12 protein-coding genes and 1 pseudogene are annotated in these 14700 nt (G+C 44.5%); 7 read left to right on the top strand and 6 right to left on the bottom strand.

Annotated elements, in window-relative coordinates:
• Nucleotides 1-71: 71 nt before the first annotated feature.
• The 5 genes and pseudogenes from QUA88_RS28045 to QUA88_RS28030 all read right to left on the bottom strand — a co-directional run bounded on the left by QUA88_RS28045 (nt 72) and on the right by QUA88_RS28030 (nt 6732).
• Nucleotides 72-4205: an ATP-binding protein gene (locus QUA88_RS28045; RefSeq protein ID WP_333275002.1), complete on the bottom strand. Its 4134-nt coding sequence runs from the start codon at nt 4203-4205 to the stop codon at nt 72-74.
• A 72-nt stretch (nt 4206-4277) separates the two neighbouring features.
• Nucleotides 4278-4763: a DUF6887 family protein gene (locus QUA88_RS28040; protein WP_333057501.1), complete on the bottom strand. Its 486-nt coding sequence runs from the start codon at nt 4761-4763 to the stop codon at nt 4278-4280.
• Nucleotides 4750-4830 (bottom strand): annotated as a pseudogene (locus QUA88_RS29595) (DUF6888 family protein); the annotation flags it as partial. The pseudogene QUA88_RS29595 and the gene QUA88_RS28040, both read right to left, overlap by 14 nt.
• A gap of 228 nt (nt 4831-5058) precedes the next feature.
• Complete coding sequence (locus tag QUA88_RS28035) at nt 5059-5472, bottom strand: hypothetical protein (protein WP_333208192.1); 414 nt, start codon at nt 5470-5472, stop codon at nt 5059-5061.
• 75 nt (nt 5473-5547) lie between these two features.
• Nucleotides 5548-6732 carry an NACHT domain-containing protein gene (locus QUA88_RS28030; RefSeq protein WP_333057503.1) on the bottom strand — a complete coding sequence of 395 codons (1185 nt, stop codon included), beginning with the start codon at nt 6730-6732 and terminating at the stop codon, nt 5548-5550.
• 374 nt (nt 6733-7106) lie between these two features.
• Between QUA88_RS28030 and QUA88_RS28025 the strand changes: the two genes are divergently transcribed.
• The 4 genes from QUA88_RS28025 (at nt 7107) to QUA88_RS28010 (ending at nt 10491) form a co-directional block, all read left to right on the top strand.
• Nucleotides 7107-9284, top strand: coding sequence for a choice-of-anchor K domain-containing protein (locus QUA88_RS28025; protein ID WP_333057504.1), 2178 nt, complete (start codon nt 7107-7109; stop codon nt 9282-9284).
• A 178-nt stretch (nt 9285-9462) separates the two neighbouring features.
• Nucleotides 9463-9765, top strand: a complete 303-nt coding sequence (locus QUA88_RS28020; RefSeq protein WP_333057505.1) for a hypothetical protein — start codon at nt 9463-9465, stop codon at nt 9763-9765.
• Between the two features lie 19 nt (nt 9766-9784).
• The gene (locus QUA88_RS28015; RefSeq protein ID WP_333057506.1) at nt 9785-10195 is read left to right on the top strand and encodes a hypothetical protein; all 411 of its coding nucleotides are present in this window, start codon (nt 9785-9787) and stop codon (nt 10193-10195) included.
• Nucleotides 10195-10491 (top strand): hypothetical protein, encoded by a 297-nt coding sequence (locus tag QUA88_RS28010; RefSeq protein ID WP_333057507.1) that lies wholly within the window; start codon nt 10195-10197, stop codon nt 10489-10491. The genes QUA88_RS28015 and QUA88_RS28010 overlap by 1 nt, the downstream gene beginning before the upstream one ends.
• 78 nt (nt 10492-10569) lie before the next feature.
• Here the strand turns inward: QUA88_RS28010 and QUA88_RS28005 are convergent, their stop codons facing one another.
• Nucleotides 10570-11586: an adenosine kinase gene (locus tag QUA88_RS28005; protein ID WP_333260293.1), complete on the bottom strand. Its 1017-nt coding sequence runs from the start codon at nt 11584-11586 to the stop codon at nt 10570-10572.
• Nucleotides 11587-11738: 152 nt separating this feature from the next.
• Here QUA88_RS28005 and QUA88_RS28000 point away from each other — a divergent pair, with 152 nt between their 5' ends.
• The 3 genes from QUA88_RS28000 to QUA88_RS27990 all read left to right on the top strand — a co-directional run bounded on the left by QUA88_RS28000 (nt 11739) and on the right by QUA88_RS27990 (nt 14593).
• Entirely contained in the window at nt 11739-13298 is a 1560-nt protein-coding gene (locus QUA88_RS28000; protein ID WP_333274996.1) for an AAA family ATPase, read from the top strand.
• An 87-nt stretch (nt 13299-13385) separates the two neighbouring features.
• Nucleotides 13386-13712: a hypothetical protein gene (locus QUA88_RS27995; protein ID WP_333057513.1), complete on the top strand. Its 327-nt coding sequence runs from the start codon at nt 13386-13388 to the stop codon at nt 13710-13712.
• A gap of 86 nt (nt 13713-13798) precedes the next feature.
• A complete protein-coding gene (locus tag QUA88_RS27990) occupies nt 13799-14593 on the top strand; it encodes a YdcF family protein (RefSeq protein WP_333274993.1) in 795 nt (264 codons plus the stop codon).
• Nucleotides 14594-14700: the final 107 nt, after the last annotated feature.

Genomic DNA, 14700 nt, shown 5'->3' with positions numbered 1-14700 from the left:
GCCGTGTGCGGTGAAAGTCGCAAGCACGGTTTTGTAGGAGAGATGGTAGGGGACACTCTGCCATCGACTCTCTAACTCGTTTCGGGATGGATGAGAGCTAGTATTTGATTGAACTGAAACTCGTTAGCCAATGTGGCTAGGGCGCTAGCTAAAGCGTCATTACGATCGCGAATTTGCTCAATTTGGATCAGAATTAACTCTAAATCGCACTCAATTGTGGCTTTCTCTAAAGCTGCCAGCCAATCTGCGGGTAAAGCTGCCAGAGTCTCTGGGGTCGGAGCCTCGATTTGATTTGACTCGGGAACACTCTCCGGTTCATCGTAAATGTAACGCACTCCCAGATGTTTGTGCAGGGTGGCAAAAATTTCTGTATCTCCGAAGGGTTTGTGGATAAAGTCATCGCAATCATCTGATACAGTAACCGTTTGCGCTTCCTCGGCGTTACCGGCACTCACGGCAATAATTGCCGTAGCTTGACCTTTAACGGTGGCTTTAATGCGTTTGGTAGCTTCATGTCCATCCATCACGGGCATCCACATATCCATAAAAATTAAGTGTGGCTCAAAACTCGACCACATTTCAATAGCTTCCATGCCATTGCTGGCTTCTTCGAGTTCAAAGTTAAAGCCAGCGAGGAGTTCGATCAGCAGTTGGCGGTTGTCTGATCGATCGTCCACAATCAAAATACGATAGCGTGGCTGGTTGCGTTCCAGGGCTATCACCCGACGCGGTTCGTGTACGGGTTGAGTCGCAGGCGCATCAACGGCGCTGACGGGGATATCAAACGCGAAGGTGGTGCCGCGTCCAACTTCACTGCGTACAGTAATCACGCCGCCCATCAGCTTGATAAACTGTTGGCTGATAGCCAGCCCCAAGCCTGTTCCTTGCTGAGATTTGGTTCCTGTTTTGGTTTGCACAAAGGGTTGAAAGAGCTTATCTAACTCATCAGCAGCTATGCCGGAGCCCGTGTCTTCTATTTCAAAATGTAATTTGTAATTACTGATGGGTAATTGCTGATTTTCACTGTCTATAAATGCACTTACTCTTAACCTAATTACTCCTTGCATGGTAAATTTAATGGCGTTAGAAAGCAGATTAATTAAAACTTGACGCAATTTCATTTGATCTGTTTGCACGTATTCGGGAATTTCGCTAGAGCAGTCAATGATTAACTGCAATTGTTGCTCCCTTGCCTGGAGTTTAAACATCTCTTCGAGATCGTTCAACAGGCTGCTTAATTGAAAGTCTGTTGGATTGATTGTAATCCGTCCCGCCTCTATTTTGGCTAAATCTAATATTTGATTGATCAGAGCTAGCAAGTGTTCTCCGCTGCGGTTGATAATGCGGATATTTTCCTGTTGTTCGCGAGTGAGGTTGGTAGAGCGCTGCATCAATTGCGAGAATCCCAGAATTGCGTTTAGCGGGGTGCGGAGTTCGTGGCTCATATTTGCCAGAAAAGTGCTTTTGGCAAGGTTGGCGGCTTCTGCGGCCCAGGCGGCTTGTTGAAGCTGTACTGCTTGCTGTTGAGTGGCTTCGAGCAATTGAGCTTGTTGTAAGGCGACGCCGAGTTGAGTGCTAATTTGCAGCGCTATATTGATTTCTGCTTCGCGCCAAGTGCGGGGTGCAGAATTTTGATAGCTGGCGAGCAAACCCCAAAGTTGACTGCCACAAAATATGGGGAAAATAACGTAGGCTCTAGCTTGAAATTGTTTTAAAAGTTCTAGGTAACAAGGACTCAACCCAGCGCTGTATATGTCTTCAATTATGCGGTAAGGAACGCCTCTAGCATACATACCACCTTGATTTCTTTGTAGATAGGTATCCAGCACTGGTTCACTGGAGGCTTGCATAGTTTTCACGGTACAGCGAGAGTGTTCGACGAGAGTGTTTGGCACATTACCATCGTCGGGTTTTTGCATCAGAGATATCCAGCCTGGAGCCATTGACTCGGCAACAAATTCGCCACTCCAATCAGGATTAAAGCGATAGATACCGACACGATCGCATTTTAGGGTTTGTCGCAGTTCAGAGGTTGTGGTTTTGAATATTGTGTCAATATCTAAGGATTGACGGATGCGATCGATGCTGCGGGCGATGGCTTGTTCTCCCTGGGCGCTTTCTCGCAAAGCTGACTCGGCTTGTTTGCGATCGCTAATATCCAAGACAGTGCCGAACAAACGGAGCAACTGCCGTTTTTCATCATAAACAGGTTTCCCTCGGACTTCAATGTAAGTGAGCGAGCCATCTCTTCGGATTAGCCGCAGATCGATTTCAAAGCTTTGTCCCTTCATCGCTTGATCGCGCACCATTGTCAGATAGCGCGATCGATCTTCTGGATGAAAACGCTCGATTAATTGTTCGCTAGGCAGCGGTTTTTGAGTCGGATCGAGCTCGTAAATGCGATATAGTTCTTCACTCCAAGTGGTTGTTGCGGTGGCGATATCGTATTCCCAACTGCCAATACGGGCAATTTTTTGGGCTTCCAGCAGTCGGGCTTCCGCCAACTGGCGATCGCTAATGTCGCGCGCTACCCAAACAGCGGAGCTATCGGAAAGTGGCGAAATTTTAGCAGCAAACCAAACTTCTTTGTTATTAATCGGCAGACTGTAATCAAAACTAATAGTTTGTTGGGTTGCCAATGCCTGTCGAACTTTAGAAAAATAAATCTCCTTCCTTGCCTCCTGAAAAAATTGTTCGATGATGGAGTCGATCTGATTCGTATGATAGTTGTATTGAAAAATTCCCTTAGTGGGTATAATTTGGATGGTTTCTTCTTGAATGTAAAAAATTAATACAATATCTGTAATCGAGTCAAATATTTTCACAACTTGCTCAGTAGAAGTGTAAAGTTTTTGTTCTAGCAATTTGCGCTCAAAAATTTCAGATTGTAATAGTTCGTTAGCACGACCTAAAGCAGCGGTACGTTCGGCAACTTCGGCGGCTAAAGTGTGATTGTAGTCAGTTAATATTTTTTCAGATTGTTTGCGCTGTGCGATGTTATAAAAAGCATTGATGGCATAAACAATATTTCCGCCTTCGTCAAAAATTGGTGTGGCCCGCACCTCAAAAGGAATAAATTTCCCATCTCGATAAAGTTCTACATCTTCCAGGAATACTGTTTCGCCGCGCAGTGCTCGGAATGCGGGCAGTTCTTCAGTGGGATAAAGCTGGTTTTGGCGGTAGATTTGATAAACTTCTACTGCTTTTTCTAAAGTTGCATCGGGAATAGTTTCTACGCCGAGCCAATGCTTGGCAGTTTCGTTGAAGTACACGACTTTACCGGAGGCATCGTGGATAGATACTCCCGCAGGTATGGCTTCGAGAAATTGCTTGAGTTGGCTCTCTCTTTGCGCTAAAGCTTCATTTAAAGATTTTTGGTCTGCAAAAGCCTGTTGCAGTTGCGCTGCCATAAAATTGAAGGAATTGGCGAGTTCTCCGACTTCATCCAAGCGTTTATTTTCTAAAGGTCGATCCCATTTTCCTTTGGCAATATTTTGGGCAGCGGTATTCAAGCGCATAATTGGCTTTGTTACCCAACGGGAAGTCAACAATCCGATCGCGATCGCCAGCGGCAGTGTACCGATCAATAACCACAATGTATGGCGCGTATTTGCTTGAATGCGAGCCATGAAATCAGACTCTGGCACTACTACCACAATCAACCAATCCAAACCACGGAAATCTCGATAGGGAGTGACGCGGACAAACTGCCTATGGCCCTCGATCGCTAAGGTCAATTTCTGAGTTGTTTGCAGCGCGCGGAAGTTGCCAAATCGGTTGGCGAGTTGTCTAGCAATATCTCGCGTGCGGGCATCCTTGCTGTTGGTGGCTAGCAATGGCGTCGGTTGTTTTTTTGTTGTTGGCGTCACCAAGGGTGTTTCTAGTGTGGATGTGGCAATCAGATTTCCCGATCGATCCATAATAAAAGTTTGTCCTGACGCCGAGAATTGCAGCCTAGGCAGAAAGGTATTGATTGCCGAGGGCCCATTATTATCCGTGAGGCGATCGCGGGTACGTTCTCCTACTTGTTCGATTAACTGATGTGCTACATCCTCGATTGATTCCTGACCACTTTTGAAAGAAAGAAAGCTCACTAGCCCAACTACACTTACCGTTTGCAAAACAAACGGAACAATCAGAACCGTTCGCAGGGGAAGCTTGCTAAAAAATTTGGCGGTTAGGCGGTTGAAGTGATAAATGGGCATGGGTATGAACCAATTGCGCTGATAATAGTATTTTAACTGCTGTAGCGTACCTTTTCCCGCAATTGGCGCGCCCTACAGGCTCTGAAATGTTCCTCCGGTTTTAATATAGCCAACTACCAGCGAAGATTGGACGTGGATGGAAAAATTTGCTTCTGTCAGTTCTGTTTCTAGCTGTTGGGACTTTGATTCATTTTTACTTACACAAACTGTGATAAGTTTTCTAATTTCTTTGTGTCTCTCGGCAATCGTGTCGTTAATTAAAAGCTCTATAAATGGCTTATTGGTGGGCAGTTCTCTGCCCATCGTTTGAATTTTAACTTCTGTTTGATTTCCATCTAAATCTGTCAAAGTCAAGCTAGAGTAGCTTTCGGGAAGTTTATTAATAGTTTGATGCGGGTGCTGCAAATGCAACCATTTAACAACTGCTGCCTCTGTTACGGCTACAGATTCATGCAGCCGATCGACAAAAGCATAGAAAGCCTCATTATCTTCTCGATGAGCAAGTACGTAAGCTCGCAATTCTTTTCTGCTCATAGTTTGAAAATTAGGTCGGTTCATCAGAGTATCTCCATGGCCCGTTAGGATAAATCTCTATTTCGATAGTTTCACCAGCCAAAATGTAGAGGTTATATTATGTCCGGTACCATCTGAGATGTTGCACCATTCGTGTGAAGTAGGGGCGGGTTCACCAATAGCTTTAAAAGTTGCAGACAGGTTAAATAAACCCGCCCCAACCCACCCAAAAACTTATTGACTGCAGGTGCAACATCTCAGGTAGCATGGGAATTGTCGCCAGCGAGGGCGGGTTTATGAGATTGTAGATTATGGGCAATTATTATTGGTGAACCCGCCCCTACAAAGTTATGTTTTTTACTTCCGTTAACAATGGCAACGGTAGATTTGCACATACTAACTCAGCACAATTCCACTGCCGCAAATACTCATAGACTTCAGAAATGATCGCATTTGCTGCATCTAAATCTTGTGCTTGAGAAGCATGATAGTGCGCTCTGATTAGGGGCTTAATATCCTCGATTTCTTGCCATTCCGATTTTGGTTTGAGGGGAATGCTGATATAATAACTATAGGCTTGGCTGTGGGCGGTACGGAGATTTTCAGGGTTTTGATTTAGCAGGTACTCGCCCTTTTCTCGGACTAGGGGATGCAAGTGATAGGATTTGAGGTGGCGATCGTAATATAGCAATTGTCTGCGTTTGAGTGCCTGAATAATATTTTCTTTAAGCTCATACTTGCTAACTTCTGGCATTTGAGCGCTAATTCCGGCAAAAGATAGCGGATATTCTGAGGTTTGATAGACAGAAATTCGGCTGAGACAAGTTTGCTAGCCGTCGCCCAGACGCGCTATCATTTCATCGATCGCACTTTCAATATCTCGAATCAGCAACCAGTCTCTCTGGTGCAGAAAAATCCCGACATTTCCCTGAAACTCGGTATCATCTCGAATCAAGGCTGCGACGAGTTGTAAGGCTTTGGGATGTCCAGAATAGCGATCGCACATTTCGGCGAATTCCTCTGGATTTGCAGTCAGATTAAAAGATTGCAATAGGGCAACTGCCGCATCTCGATCCAATCCGTTTAGCTGGATTTCGCGGGTGACTGTTGACGGCAATTCGGCTAAGCTTTCGCGACTGGTGAAAATAATTTTGCTTTGATGTTCTGTTTCTAATAGTTGTTTGAATAACCAAGCATATTCTGCACAATCTTCGGCGAAATAACCAGCGGCTTTGGCATCTCCTGTTTTCAAAAGTGTGTCGGCGCGATCGAAAATGAGCAAGCAAGGTTTTTCTCTGAGGATTTTGAGCAGATTTTCGGTTTTTTTGCCGCAGTCATTTTGAGGATTGACGGCTGCGGTAATGTCGCCGTTGGAGAGGGTGAATAGCAGGGAGTCAATTGTGCGATCGAAGGGGGGTGCTTTGCCTGTTGCAGATTGCAAGGATTGCCAAGCGGCGCAGGTGAAGGGGGTTTTTTCTGTGTGGAGTTGGCGAATTAGTTGGCTGACGAGGCTGGTTTTTCCGATTCCCGGTAATCCGACAATTGAGATGGCGATGGGAACCCCCCCAGCCCAGGGCGGGCACGGGGGCAGGGGCGGGCACGGGGGCACCGCCCCTACAGTGTGGGGTTCAACAATTAGGGTTTTTAAGATATCGAGTTCTTTTGTGCGCTGTACCCAATTTCTGACGGGGGGTAAGTTTTCTGGGAGGGGGAAAGTGCGATCGTTTTCACTGTCTTGGGGGATATCTGCGATCGGGGCGACAAAGAGTGGTTCTGTTTTGATATTTTTGTAGCCTTCAGCAATGTATTCCCAGTTGTGTATTTCTACCGCTTTGCAAATATTGATAAAGTTCTCTCGTCTAATTTCTATTTTCGCCCAAAACCGCTTTAAGGTAGCTGTTGAAACTAAAGCGGCAACACACCAGGCATCCTCAGTTTTATTCCATCCGAGATTGCGTCGCACCATATCAATAATTTTCAATCCTTCTTCGGATGCTCTGAGCAAACCTGCCATTGTTACTCCGATACCACAACTTTACCCTAATTCGATTATAGCTCACATCGGAGAGCCAAAAAATGAGCCAAATGATCCAAATGAGCTAAATGAGCCTTTTTTGTTGAGCCAAATGCTGAGCCTTTGAGCCGACACAGCGTAGAGATTATGGATTATTGTCATAGGATGAGCTTGGCTGGCGGCTACAGATCGGGGTGAAGCCAAGGTAAGTAAGCATTTGCCTTGCGGTTAGGTATCGGTTTTTAAATTCTTGGGTAAAAAGTTGTTATTTATACTTTTTCCCCTGTAAGGGATGAGTGAAAGACCGATCCAATTTAGTTATTAATTTTTTCAAAAGCTTAGTTCAATATTGACATTCACAAGGAGTTTGAATCATGGTACAGGCTAGTTTTGGAGAGATTAACTTTAATACATGGGGGAATAACGGTTTCCAGTCACAATCCATTGACCCAAACCAGAATACTTATGTAATCGCTCATGGATGGAATAATACAGGTGGTAACGCAGGAAATAATTTTACGCCTGCTGACTGGGTAGCAGAAAAAGCTCAGGCTATCCGAGAACTCGATCCTAATGCAAATATTGTCGCGATGGATTGGGAAAGTGGTGCTAAAACTGATTACTCACAAGCTGCTGCAAATACAAAAGAAGCAGGTCAAAAGCTCGGTGAGTATCTGAAAAATGTTGGTGTTAATCCTAACAAAACCGAACTAATTGGTCACAGTTTAGGGGGTCATATCGCTGGTTCTGCTGGCGCTAAGTATCGAGAACTAACAGGTAATCAGATAAATCTCATCACTGCTTTAGACGCTGCTGGGCCGGGTTTTGGAATCAGGGCTAGACCGATAGGCTCGGGAACTGATGTGGTTGAAGAACCAGTTCCTCCAAGCGATCGCCTAGACCCCACTGATGCTAAACAAGTAATTGCGATTCATACAAGTAAATTAGGATACCAAGATACCATAGGTACAAAGGACATTTATCTCAACAAGAATGAACTCATTCAACCAGGTGGAAAGATTCCTCTTAATGATAGTCATGGTTACGCTCATAAAATAGATACTGAATTAAGGAATGGAGCATCTTTCTCTCAAAAAGATGGCTCGACATTCGATTTGAATCGATTGCGTTCTTCAGAAAAAGGTAGTATAAACTTTGATACTACCAACCCACCTTTCACAGGCTCAACGACTGGCACTTTTGGAGGCAGTAGCAATAAGTTCAGTTTAGGAACACCGGAATTTGTAAGTTTTGTCCAGTTTGACGGTAAACCTTTTAGTACAGGAACAGACATTCTTTTTAATCTTGGTAAATTGACTTATCGGAATGGAGTAAACGCCGAAGATTCACCCAGATTAATAGATACAACTCTCAATATTAATCTTTCGATAACCCAACCCGAAAATAGTCCCCAGACGTTTAATTTTGCAATTAACAATCAAGCAACAAATAACACAACTGGTGATGCGGTTCTGGATGCAGATCGCCTAACTTTTTCAGGTGCAGGTTTATCCGAAGAGAGAATTAAAGTGGCGGGTGCTGAATATACCCTCGATCTATATGGTTTTGCTTCAAATGGAGAACCTGTAGGACAGTTTGATTCACCGGAGAATAGCACAGCTACCGCTGATTTATTTGGTAAAATCGTACCAGTGACTATTTTTACTCAAGATCAAGAGACGCTACGTCTATTTAGCAATGATATTAAAGAGGCTGTTAAGGGCTTTAGAAACACAATTGCTGATGCAACAAATGGAATTTTGAGAGATATAGTTTACCCATTGGCAGGGGCTGTAGTAGATGTTCTAATAGGTGCTCCAAGAGCAATAAGAAGTGCCAGCCAAGTCAATCCTCCAACAGATACGGGAACTACATTTCAGATTACTCAAGCAATAATGGCTGAAAATCCGGGGGGTGTGCTAGGTTCTAATAACAATGAGAAAATCTTAGGATCGCCCGTAACTGATGTAGTATTCGCAGCCAGAGGTGCTGATACTATCGAGGGTGCTATCGGCAATGATTACCTGCGAGGCGGAAAAGGAAGCGATCGCATTTTAGGTGACGATGGCAATGACATTCTCAACGGCAATGAAGGTGATGATTTCATCTCAGGAGGCCCTGGCAATGATTTAGTGCGGGGTGGACAAGGCAATGATGAAATTTTTGGCGATAATGGAGACGATATTTTAATCGGTGAAAAAGGAACTGATCGGCTAACTGGTGGCAATGGGACAGATGTTTTTATCCTGAGAACAGATACAGGTATAGAAGAAACCAATGCTGCTACTGCTGATTGGTTACTTGACTTTAATGCGAGTGAAGGCGATCTAATTGGCATCAATGGAGGCGTACCTATAGATATTCTCACCTTCACTCCTACTGATGTCAATCAAGATGGTATTGCAGACACGATTATTCAGTACACAGAAAACAACGAAATTATAGGTGTCTATACAAACATCTTTGGTGTCGTCATCAACACGCAGCCAGACATTGTGAAAAATGCCTTATTTACTATACCCCTGAACGACCCAATCACTCAGATAGGATAACGCTTTAGGAAAGTCGCCCAATAGTTTCGTCACAGCAATATGATGAAGTGCGATCGCCCTTACGACAAAAAGTGCGATCGCCCTTAAAATCAGAATAGACAAACAACATCTAATTTGTTAGAATTGAGTAAAACTCTACCCTTGAGAGTTTTACCTAACTTTATAATAGGTGAAAGATATGTTTTCGATTCTGAAAAACTTAATCAGCACAGATACCCAAGGACACCTAAGTTTAAACCTCGAACCCAAGTCAACAGAGTATCGCGTTCTTGTCAACGAAGCCGGACAAATTTTATTAGACCCAATAACCAACATACCCGATCGCGAACAGTGGTTGTGGCAAAACCCCCAAGCATTAGCCTCAGTCAAGTGCGGCCTCGCACAAGCAGCTAAAGGTGAAGTACACGATTTGGGTGACTTTTCGGAATATGCCGATCGGGATTTAAGCGTGATAAACGATCGTAAAATTAAATCAAAGTAGTGAAATCTAACTCGCATAAATGACCGACGAAACTCGACGAGAAATAGCGAGACGACTAGCTAGAGAACTAGAATCAAGGACTGTCATCTCACCCATAACACCCGGACAAGGCTTTCAAACCTTTGGTGAATTTAAAAGAACGATCGGGGTGGCAGGATCGGGGTTAGCGTGGCATCATATAGTTGGGCAAACAACATCAAATTTACAGAGATTCGGGGCAGAAGCAATACACAATACAGGCAATCTCGTCCGGCTAGAACACGGTACTGGGTCAATTCATCAGGAAATTACCAATTTCTACAACTCCGTCCAACCAGAATTAACAGGTACGAATACTCTAACCGTGAGAGGGTGGCTCAGCACTCAATCTTTTGCAGAACAACAAGACTTTGGCATTAGAGTTATTATAGCTTTCGGAGGAACAGTTTAATGCTGACTCTAGATATCCAATCAATCCTCAATTCTATTCCCAATGAAATTAGCTGGCAAGACATCGTACAGTTTGAAAATCTAGACGCTCGTGTTAGCATTGCTAATGACCTTTGTGCTAACATTATTGGTGTCAATGAAAGTACGATCGAATTGTGTCCTAATGAAAATCCTCCCGCTCGTTTAGAACAACTGGTTTGGTGGTGGGTTGTGCGTCCAGATTTAGGAGCGGCGATTGCCAAAGAAGCTCCTCAAGAACTCAAAAATATTATCAGTCAATACATTCTGCAAAATTGACAAAAACCAGCGCTCGTCTGTGGTTAAAAAAAGTGCGATCGCCCTTAACACAAAAAGTGCGATCGCCCATTTCAATTCCTAGCCAGAAATCACCTCACTCAAAAGATGAGCCTGAGAACCCTCAAGCCGAGGCCCATGAATCTGCACCACCCTAGAAGCCAAATAATTGCCCCAGCGCGCCGCTTGTACAGAACTCAAACCGTTAGTAATTCCAAACAAAACACCCCCCGCAAAAGCATCCCCAGCACCCACAGTATCGATCGCCTTTACCGGAAATCCAGCCACATCAACAATCTGTTTGTTCTCCACCACCATGCAGCCTTTATCCCCATTCGTGATAAAAGCCAAATCCGAAATCTCGCTCATTTTCCGAGCGCACTCTTCCAGAGATTCCTCCTTAAAAAAGCTCCGAACTTCATCAGCATTGCAAAAAATTACATCGCAATATTCCGAAACCACCTTGTGAAAATCATCAGCAAATCGATCGACCAAAAAGCCATCCGAAAAAGTAAAAGCCACCTTCACGCCCAGACGCTTAGACTGTTCCATCGTCTCAATGCTAGCCTTTCTCGGATCGGGAGCATCCCAAAGATAGCCCTCAACATAACTGTACTTGCAGTGAGCCAGTCGATCGACATCAATATCAGTCGCAGCCAGAGTAGTAGAAACCCCCAGATTAGTACACATCGTGCGTTCCGCATCCGGCGTAGTCAGCACTACACAAGTACCCGTAGGCCCGTTCGACTCAGCAGCAGGATGCACGTTAAAATCAATCCCCGCCGCCAGCAAATCTTGCCGATAAAATTCGCCGTTAGTATCCTTAGCAACCTTCCCCGAATAATACGCTTTACCGCCACTCTGAGCCAAACCAATCATCGTATTTGCCGCCGAACCGCCCGATCGCATTTGCAGCGAATTGTGTTCTAAATCGTGCAAAATCCCCCCCTGGGTTTCCGAATTCATCAGCGTCATCCCGCCGCGATTCAGCCCGTGGCCGAGTACAAATTCATCTTCCACCAATGCTAGGATGTCTACCAGGGCATTTCCCACGCCAAACACATCCACGGAACCAGATTCTTGATTATTTTCTGTCATCGCTGCTTTTTTTTACACTAACTATCAACTCTATAATAAATCGGATTAAAGTCAACATCCCCACTCCCAATCTAAAGTCCCCAACTTAAAATCTAAAATTCACAATCCAAAATCCCCAATCTAAAATCTAAAATCCAAAATCTAAAATCGCTATGACTTGTCTCCCACCTCTGATTCAGCAAATGTTGCAGCCCGGTTTTTACCCGCACGGGGTGACAGAACCAGTGCAGCTAATTCAGACTCACGCTTCCTTTGTCCTGCTGACAGGAGATTATACTTACAAAATCAAGAAACCTGTCAATTTTGGATTTTTGGACTATTCAACATTGGAAAAACGGCACCATTTCTGCAACGAAGAATTGCTGCTGAACCGACGCACTGCACCGGAAATTTATCTAGAAGTTTTGCCAATTGTTAAAATTGGGGATTCGTTTCAATTTGGCAGCAAATTACCTGCTCTAACTCCGGCTGAAGTTGCTGTAGAATATGTGCTGAAAATGCGGGAATTTCCTCAACATTCGCTGTTGCTCAGTTTGTTGGAACGCGGAATGTTGACCGAGCAACTTATGGCAGACTTAGGGCGGGAAGTTGCCAATTTTCACAGCACGGCAATTAGTAATAGCTACATTCGCACATTTGGCGAAGTCAGTCAGATTCGCACAGCAATAGACAACAATTACCTGATTTCGCAAAAATATATCGGCGGGCCGCAGACTCAGACACAATATCAGGAAACTAAAGATTATACTGATACGTTTTTTGAGAAAAATCAAGAGTTATTTAATCTGCGGATTGCCAATAATAAAATTCGCGAGTGCCACGGAGATTTGCACTTGCGAAATATAGCATTGTGGCAAGAGAAAATATTGCTATTCGACTGCATTGAATTTAACGAGCCTTTTCGCTTTGTTGATGTGATGTACGATGTGGCTTTTACAGTAATGGATTTGGAATCGCGGGGTCGCAGAGACTTGGGTAATGCTTTTCTGAATACTTACATCGAACAAACAGGGGATTGGGAAGGACTGCAACTGTTACCTCTGTATTTGAGCCGTCAAGCTTATGTTAGAGCAAAAGTAACTTCGTTAATGTTGGACGATTCTGCTATTTCAACTGCCCAAAAAGCCGAGATTTCACAGACAGCAGCTCATTACTATAAACTGGCTTGGCAATACACAAAACCGCGCCGGGGAAAGTTAACTTTGATGTCGGGTTTATCGGGTTCTGGCAAGAGTACAGCGGCTCGATATTTGGCTCGCCGCACTGGGGCAATTCACATTCGATCCGATGCTGTTCGCAAACATTTAGGCGGAATTTCTTTAAATGAACGCGGGGGGCCAGATTTGTACTCGGATGAAATGACGGCACAGACTTATGGTAGATTGTTAAAGTTGGGGATAATTTTGGCTGACCGAGGTTGGGATGTGATTTTAGATGCAAAGTTCGATCGCCCAAACTGGAGAACCGATGCGATGAATCAGGCTCAATCCCACGGCTTACCCTTGCAAATCATTTACTGTACCGCACCACTTGAAGTATTGCGAGAACGACTGCAACAGCGCCGGGGCGATATTGCCGACGCGACGGCAGAATTATTGAACTCGCAGCAAGCAGCTTTTGAACCTTTTACAGAATTAGAGCAAATTTCTGTAAACATTATAGATACCCTACAAGACTTAGAGGTACAATTAAACTTGATTTGTGGGGAGTAGTTGCAGTTCGATCGCCCTTGGCAATCTTACTTGTCTGCTAATATTGTAAATATCTTTCTGTTTTATTACAAAAAAAAGTTGCAGCTTATGCCAAAATTTACCGGAGACTCCAAGGGCTTTAGCCCCGCGCTGATATGGTTTGTGTTGTTTACCGTTGGGTTTCGCTTAGTAGGATGTACGCTAGTCCTGAGTCTCGGCTTGGGTGTCATCGGTGGCGTGGCAGCAGGTTTAATTGTCGCTTGGTGGCACAACGAATTACTACTCAACCCGAATATAAATTCCAAGGACAAAACCTCGGATGCTATCCTCAATAAAGAAGTAGTGCAAACGGACGCCCATAAATATAGCAAAACCTCTAGGGGTGATGCTGCTACATTTTTTGGCTGGTTATCTGGACCAGAGGATCGGCGCTAGCTTTAGTCATTAGTCATTAGTTAACAGTTAAAAGTCACTAATGCCCAATGCCCAATGCCCAATTCCCAATGCCAATTTCTCATTGAATGTTTGTATTTCTGTCGAAACTCTTGCCGCTGTTTATTTATCCTTTGGGGTTGAGTTGCCTGTTAATGATGGCGGCTTTAATCACACTTTGGAAGCGTCCGAAATGGGCGGCGGCGCCAATTGCTGCGGCTCTAATTATTTTACTTCTCGGAAGTAGCGGTTGGGTTTCAAAATCGTTAGTTCGATCGCTCGAATGGCAAAACTTACCAACCGCCGAACTCCCTCAAGCTGAAGCGATTATCGTCTTGGGCGGTGGTGTCAAAGCAGCTTTACCTCCCCGTCCTTGGGTAGAATTAGCGGAAGCGGGCGATCGAATAATCTACGGTTCCCGACTTTATCGGCAAGGCAAAGCTTCTCTGCTCATTCTTAGTGGCGGTAGAGTAGATTGGAAAGGTGGCGGGCCTCCCGAATCGGCAGACATGGCAGAAATTGCCCAAACAATGGGCGTACCGGCATCAGCAATTCTGCAAGACCCCGATTCACACAACACTTATCAAAATGCCGTCAACGTGCGGAAAATTTTAGATGCTAAAGCTATAAAAGGGCCGGTTTTGCTAGTGACATCGGCGATGCACATGACTCGATCGCTCTTAATTTTCCAGCGTCAGGGAATAAAAGCAATTGCCGCACCAACAGACTTTCAGATCACACAGCAGGATATCGCAGCATCCCAAAGCAATTGGCAATCAGTCGCCTTGGATTTATTGCCGGACACCTATCAGTTAAACCAGTCAACTAAAGCTTTGAAAGAATACATCGGCTTAATCGTTTATCGTCTGCGGGGATGGCTTTAACAGAATTTTAGATTTTAGATTTGGGATTTTAGGATCGTCAATTAAATAATTTCCCTTTTTTCTTGTGGGATGGGCGTCCCGCCCGCCCAGAAAGGACGGGCGGGACG

This window comes from Microcoleus sp. D3_18_C2, from assembly GCF_036702395.1.
Classification (GTDB): Bacteria; Cyanobacteriota; Cyanobacteriia; order Cyanobacteriales; family Microcoleaceae; genus Microcoleus.
The sequence above is the reverse complement of the archived record's forward strand: the minus strand, read 5'-3'. Positions and strand labels throughout refer to the sequence as shown.

Coding starts and splice junctions, on each gene's coding strand:
- QUA88_RS28025 (WP_333057504.1), top strand. CDS start 7,107: ATGGTACAGGCTAGTTTTGGAGAGATTAACTTTAATACATGGGGGAAT.
- QUA88_RS27990 (WP_333274993.1), top strand. CDS start 13,799: ATGTTTGTATTTCTGTCGAAACTCTTGCCGCTGTTTATTTATCCTTTG.
- QUA88_RS28000 (WP_333274996.1), top strand. CDS start 11,739: ATGACTTGTCTCCCACCTCTGATTCAGCAAATGTTGCAGCCCGGTTTT.
- QUA88_RS28005 (WP_333260293.1), bottom strand. CDS start 11,586: ATGACAGAAAATAATCAAGAATCTGGTTCCGTGGATGTGTTTGGCGTG.
- QUA88_RS28030 (WP_333057503.1), bottom strand. CDS start 6,732: ATGGCAGGTTTGCTCAGAGCATCCGAAGAAGGATTGAAAATTATTGAT.
- QUA88_RS28010 (WP_333057507.1), top strand. CDS start 10,195: ATGCTGACTCTAGATATCCAATCAATCCTCAATTCTATTCCCAATGAA.
- QUA88_RS28020 (WP_333057505.1), top strand. CDS start 9,463: ATGTTTTCGATTCTGAAAAACTTAATCAGCACAGATACCCAAGGACAC.
- QUA88_RS27995 (WP_333057513.1), top strand. CDS start 13,386: ATGCCAAAATTTACCGGAGACTCCAAGGGCTTTAGCCCCGCGCTGATA.
- QUA88_RS28015 (WP_333057506.1), top strand. CDS start 9,785: ATGACCGACGAAACTCGACGAGAAATAGCGAGACGACTAGCTAGAGAA.
- QUA88_RS28045 (WP_333275002.1), bottom strand. CDS start 4,205: ATGCCCATTTATCACTTCAACCGCCTAACCGCCAAATTTTTTAGCAAG.
- QUA88_RS28040 (WP_333057501.1), bottom strand. CDS start 4,763: ATGAACCGACCTAATTTTCAAACTATGAGCAGAAAAGAATTGCGAGCT.
- QUA88_RS28035 (WP_333208192.1), bottom strand. CDS start 5,472: ATGCCAGAAGTTAGCAAGTATGAGCTTAAAGAAAATATTATTCAGGCA.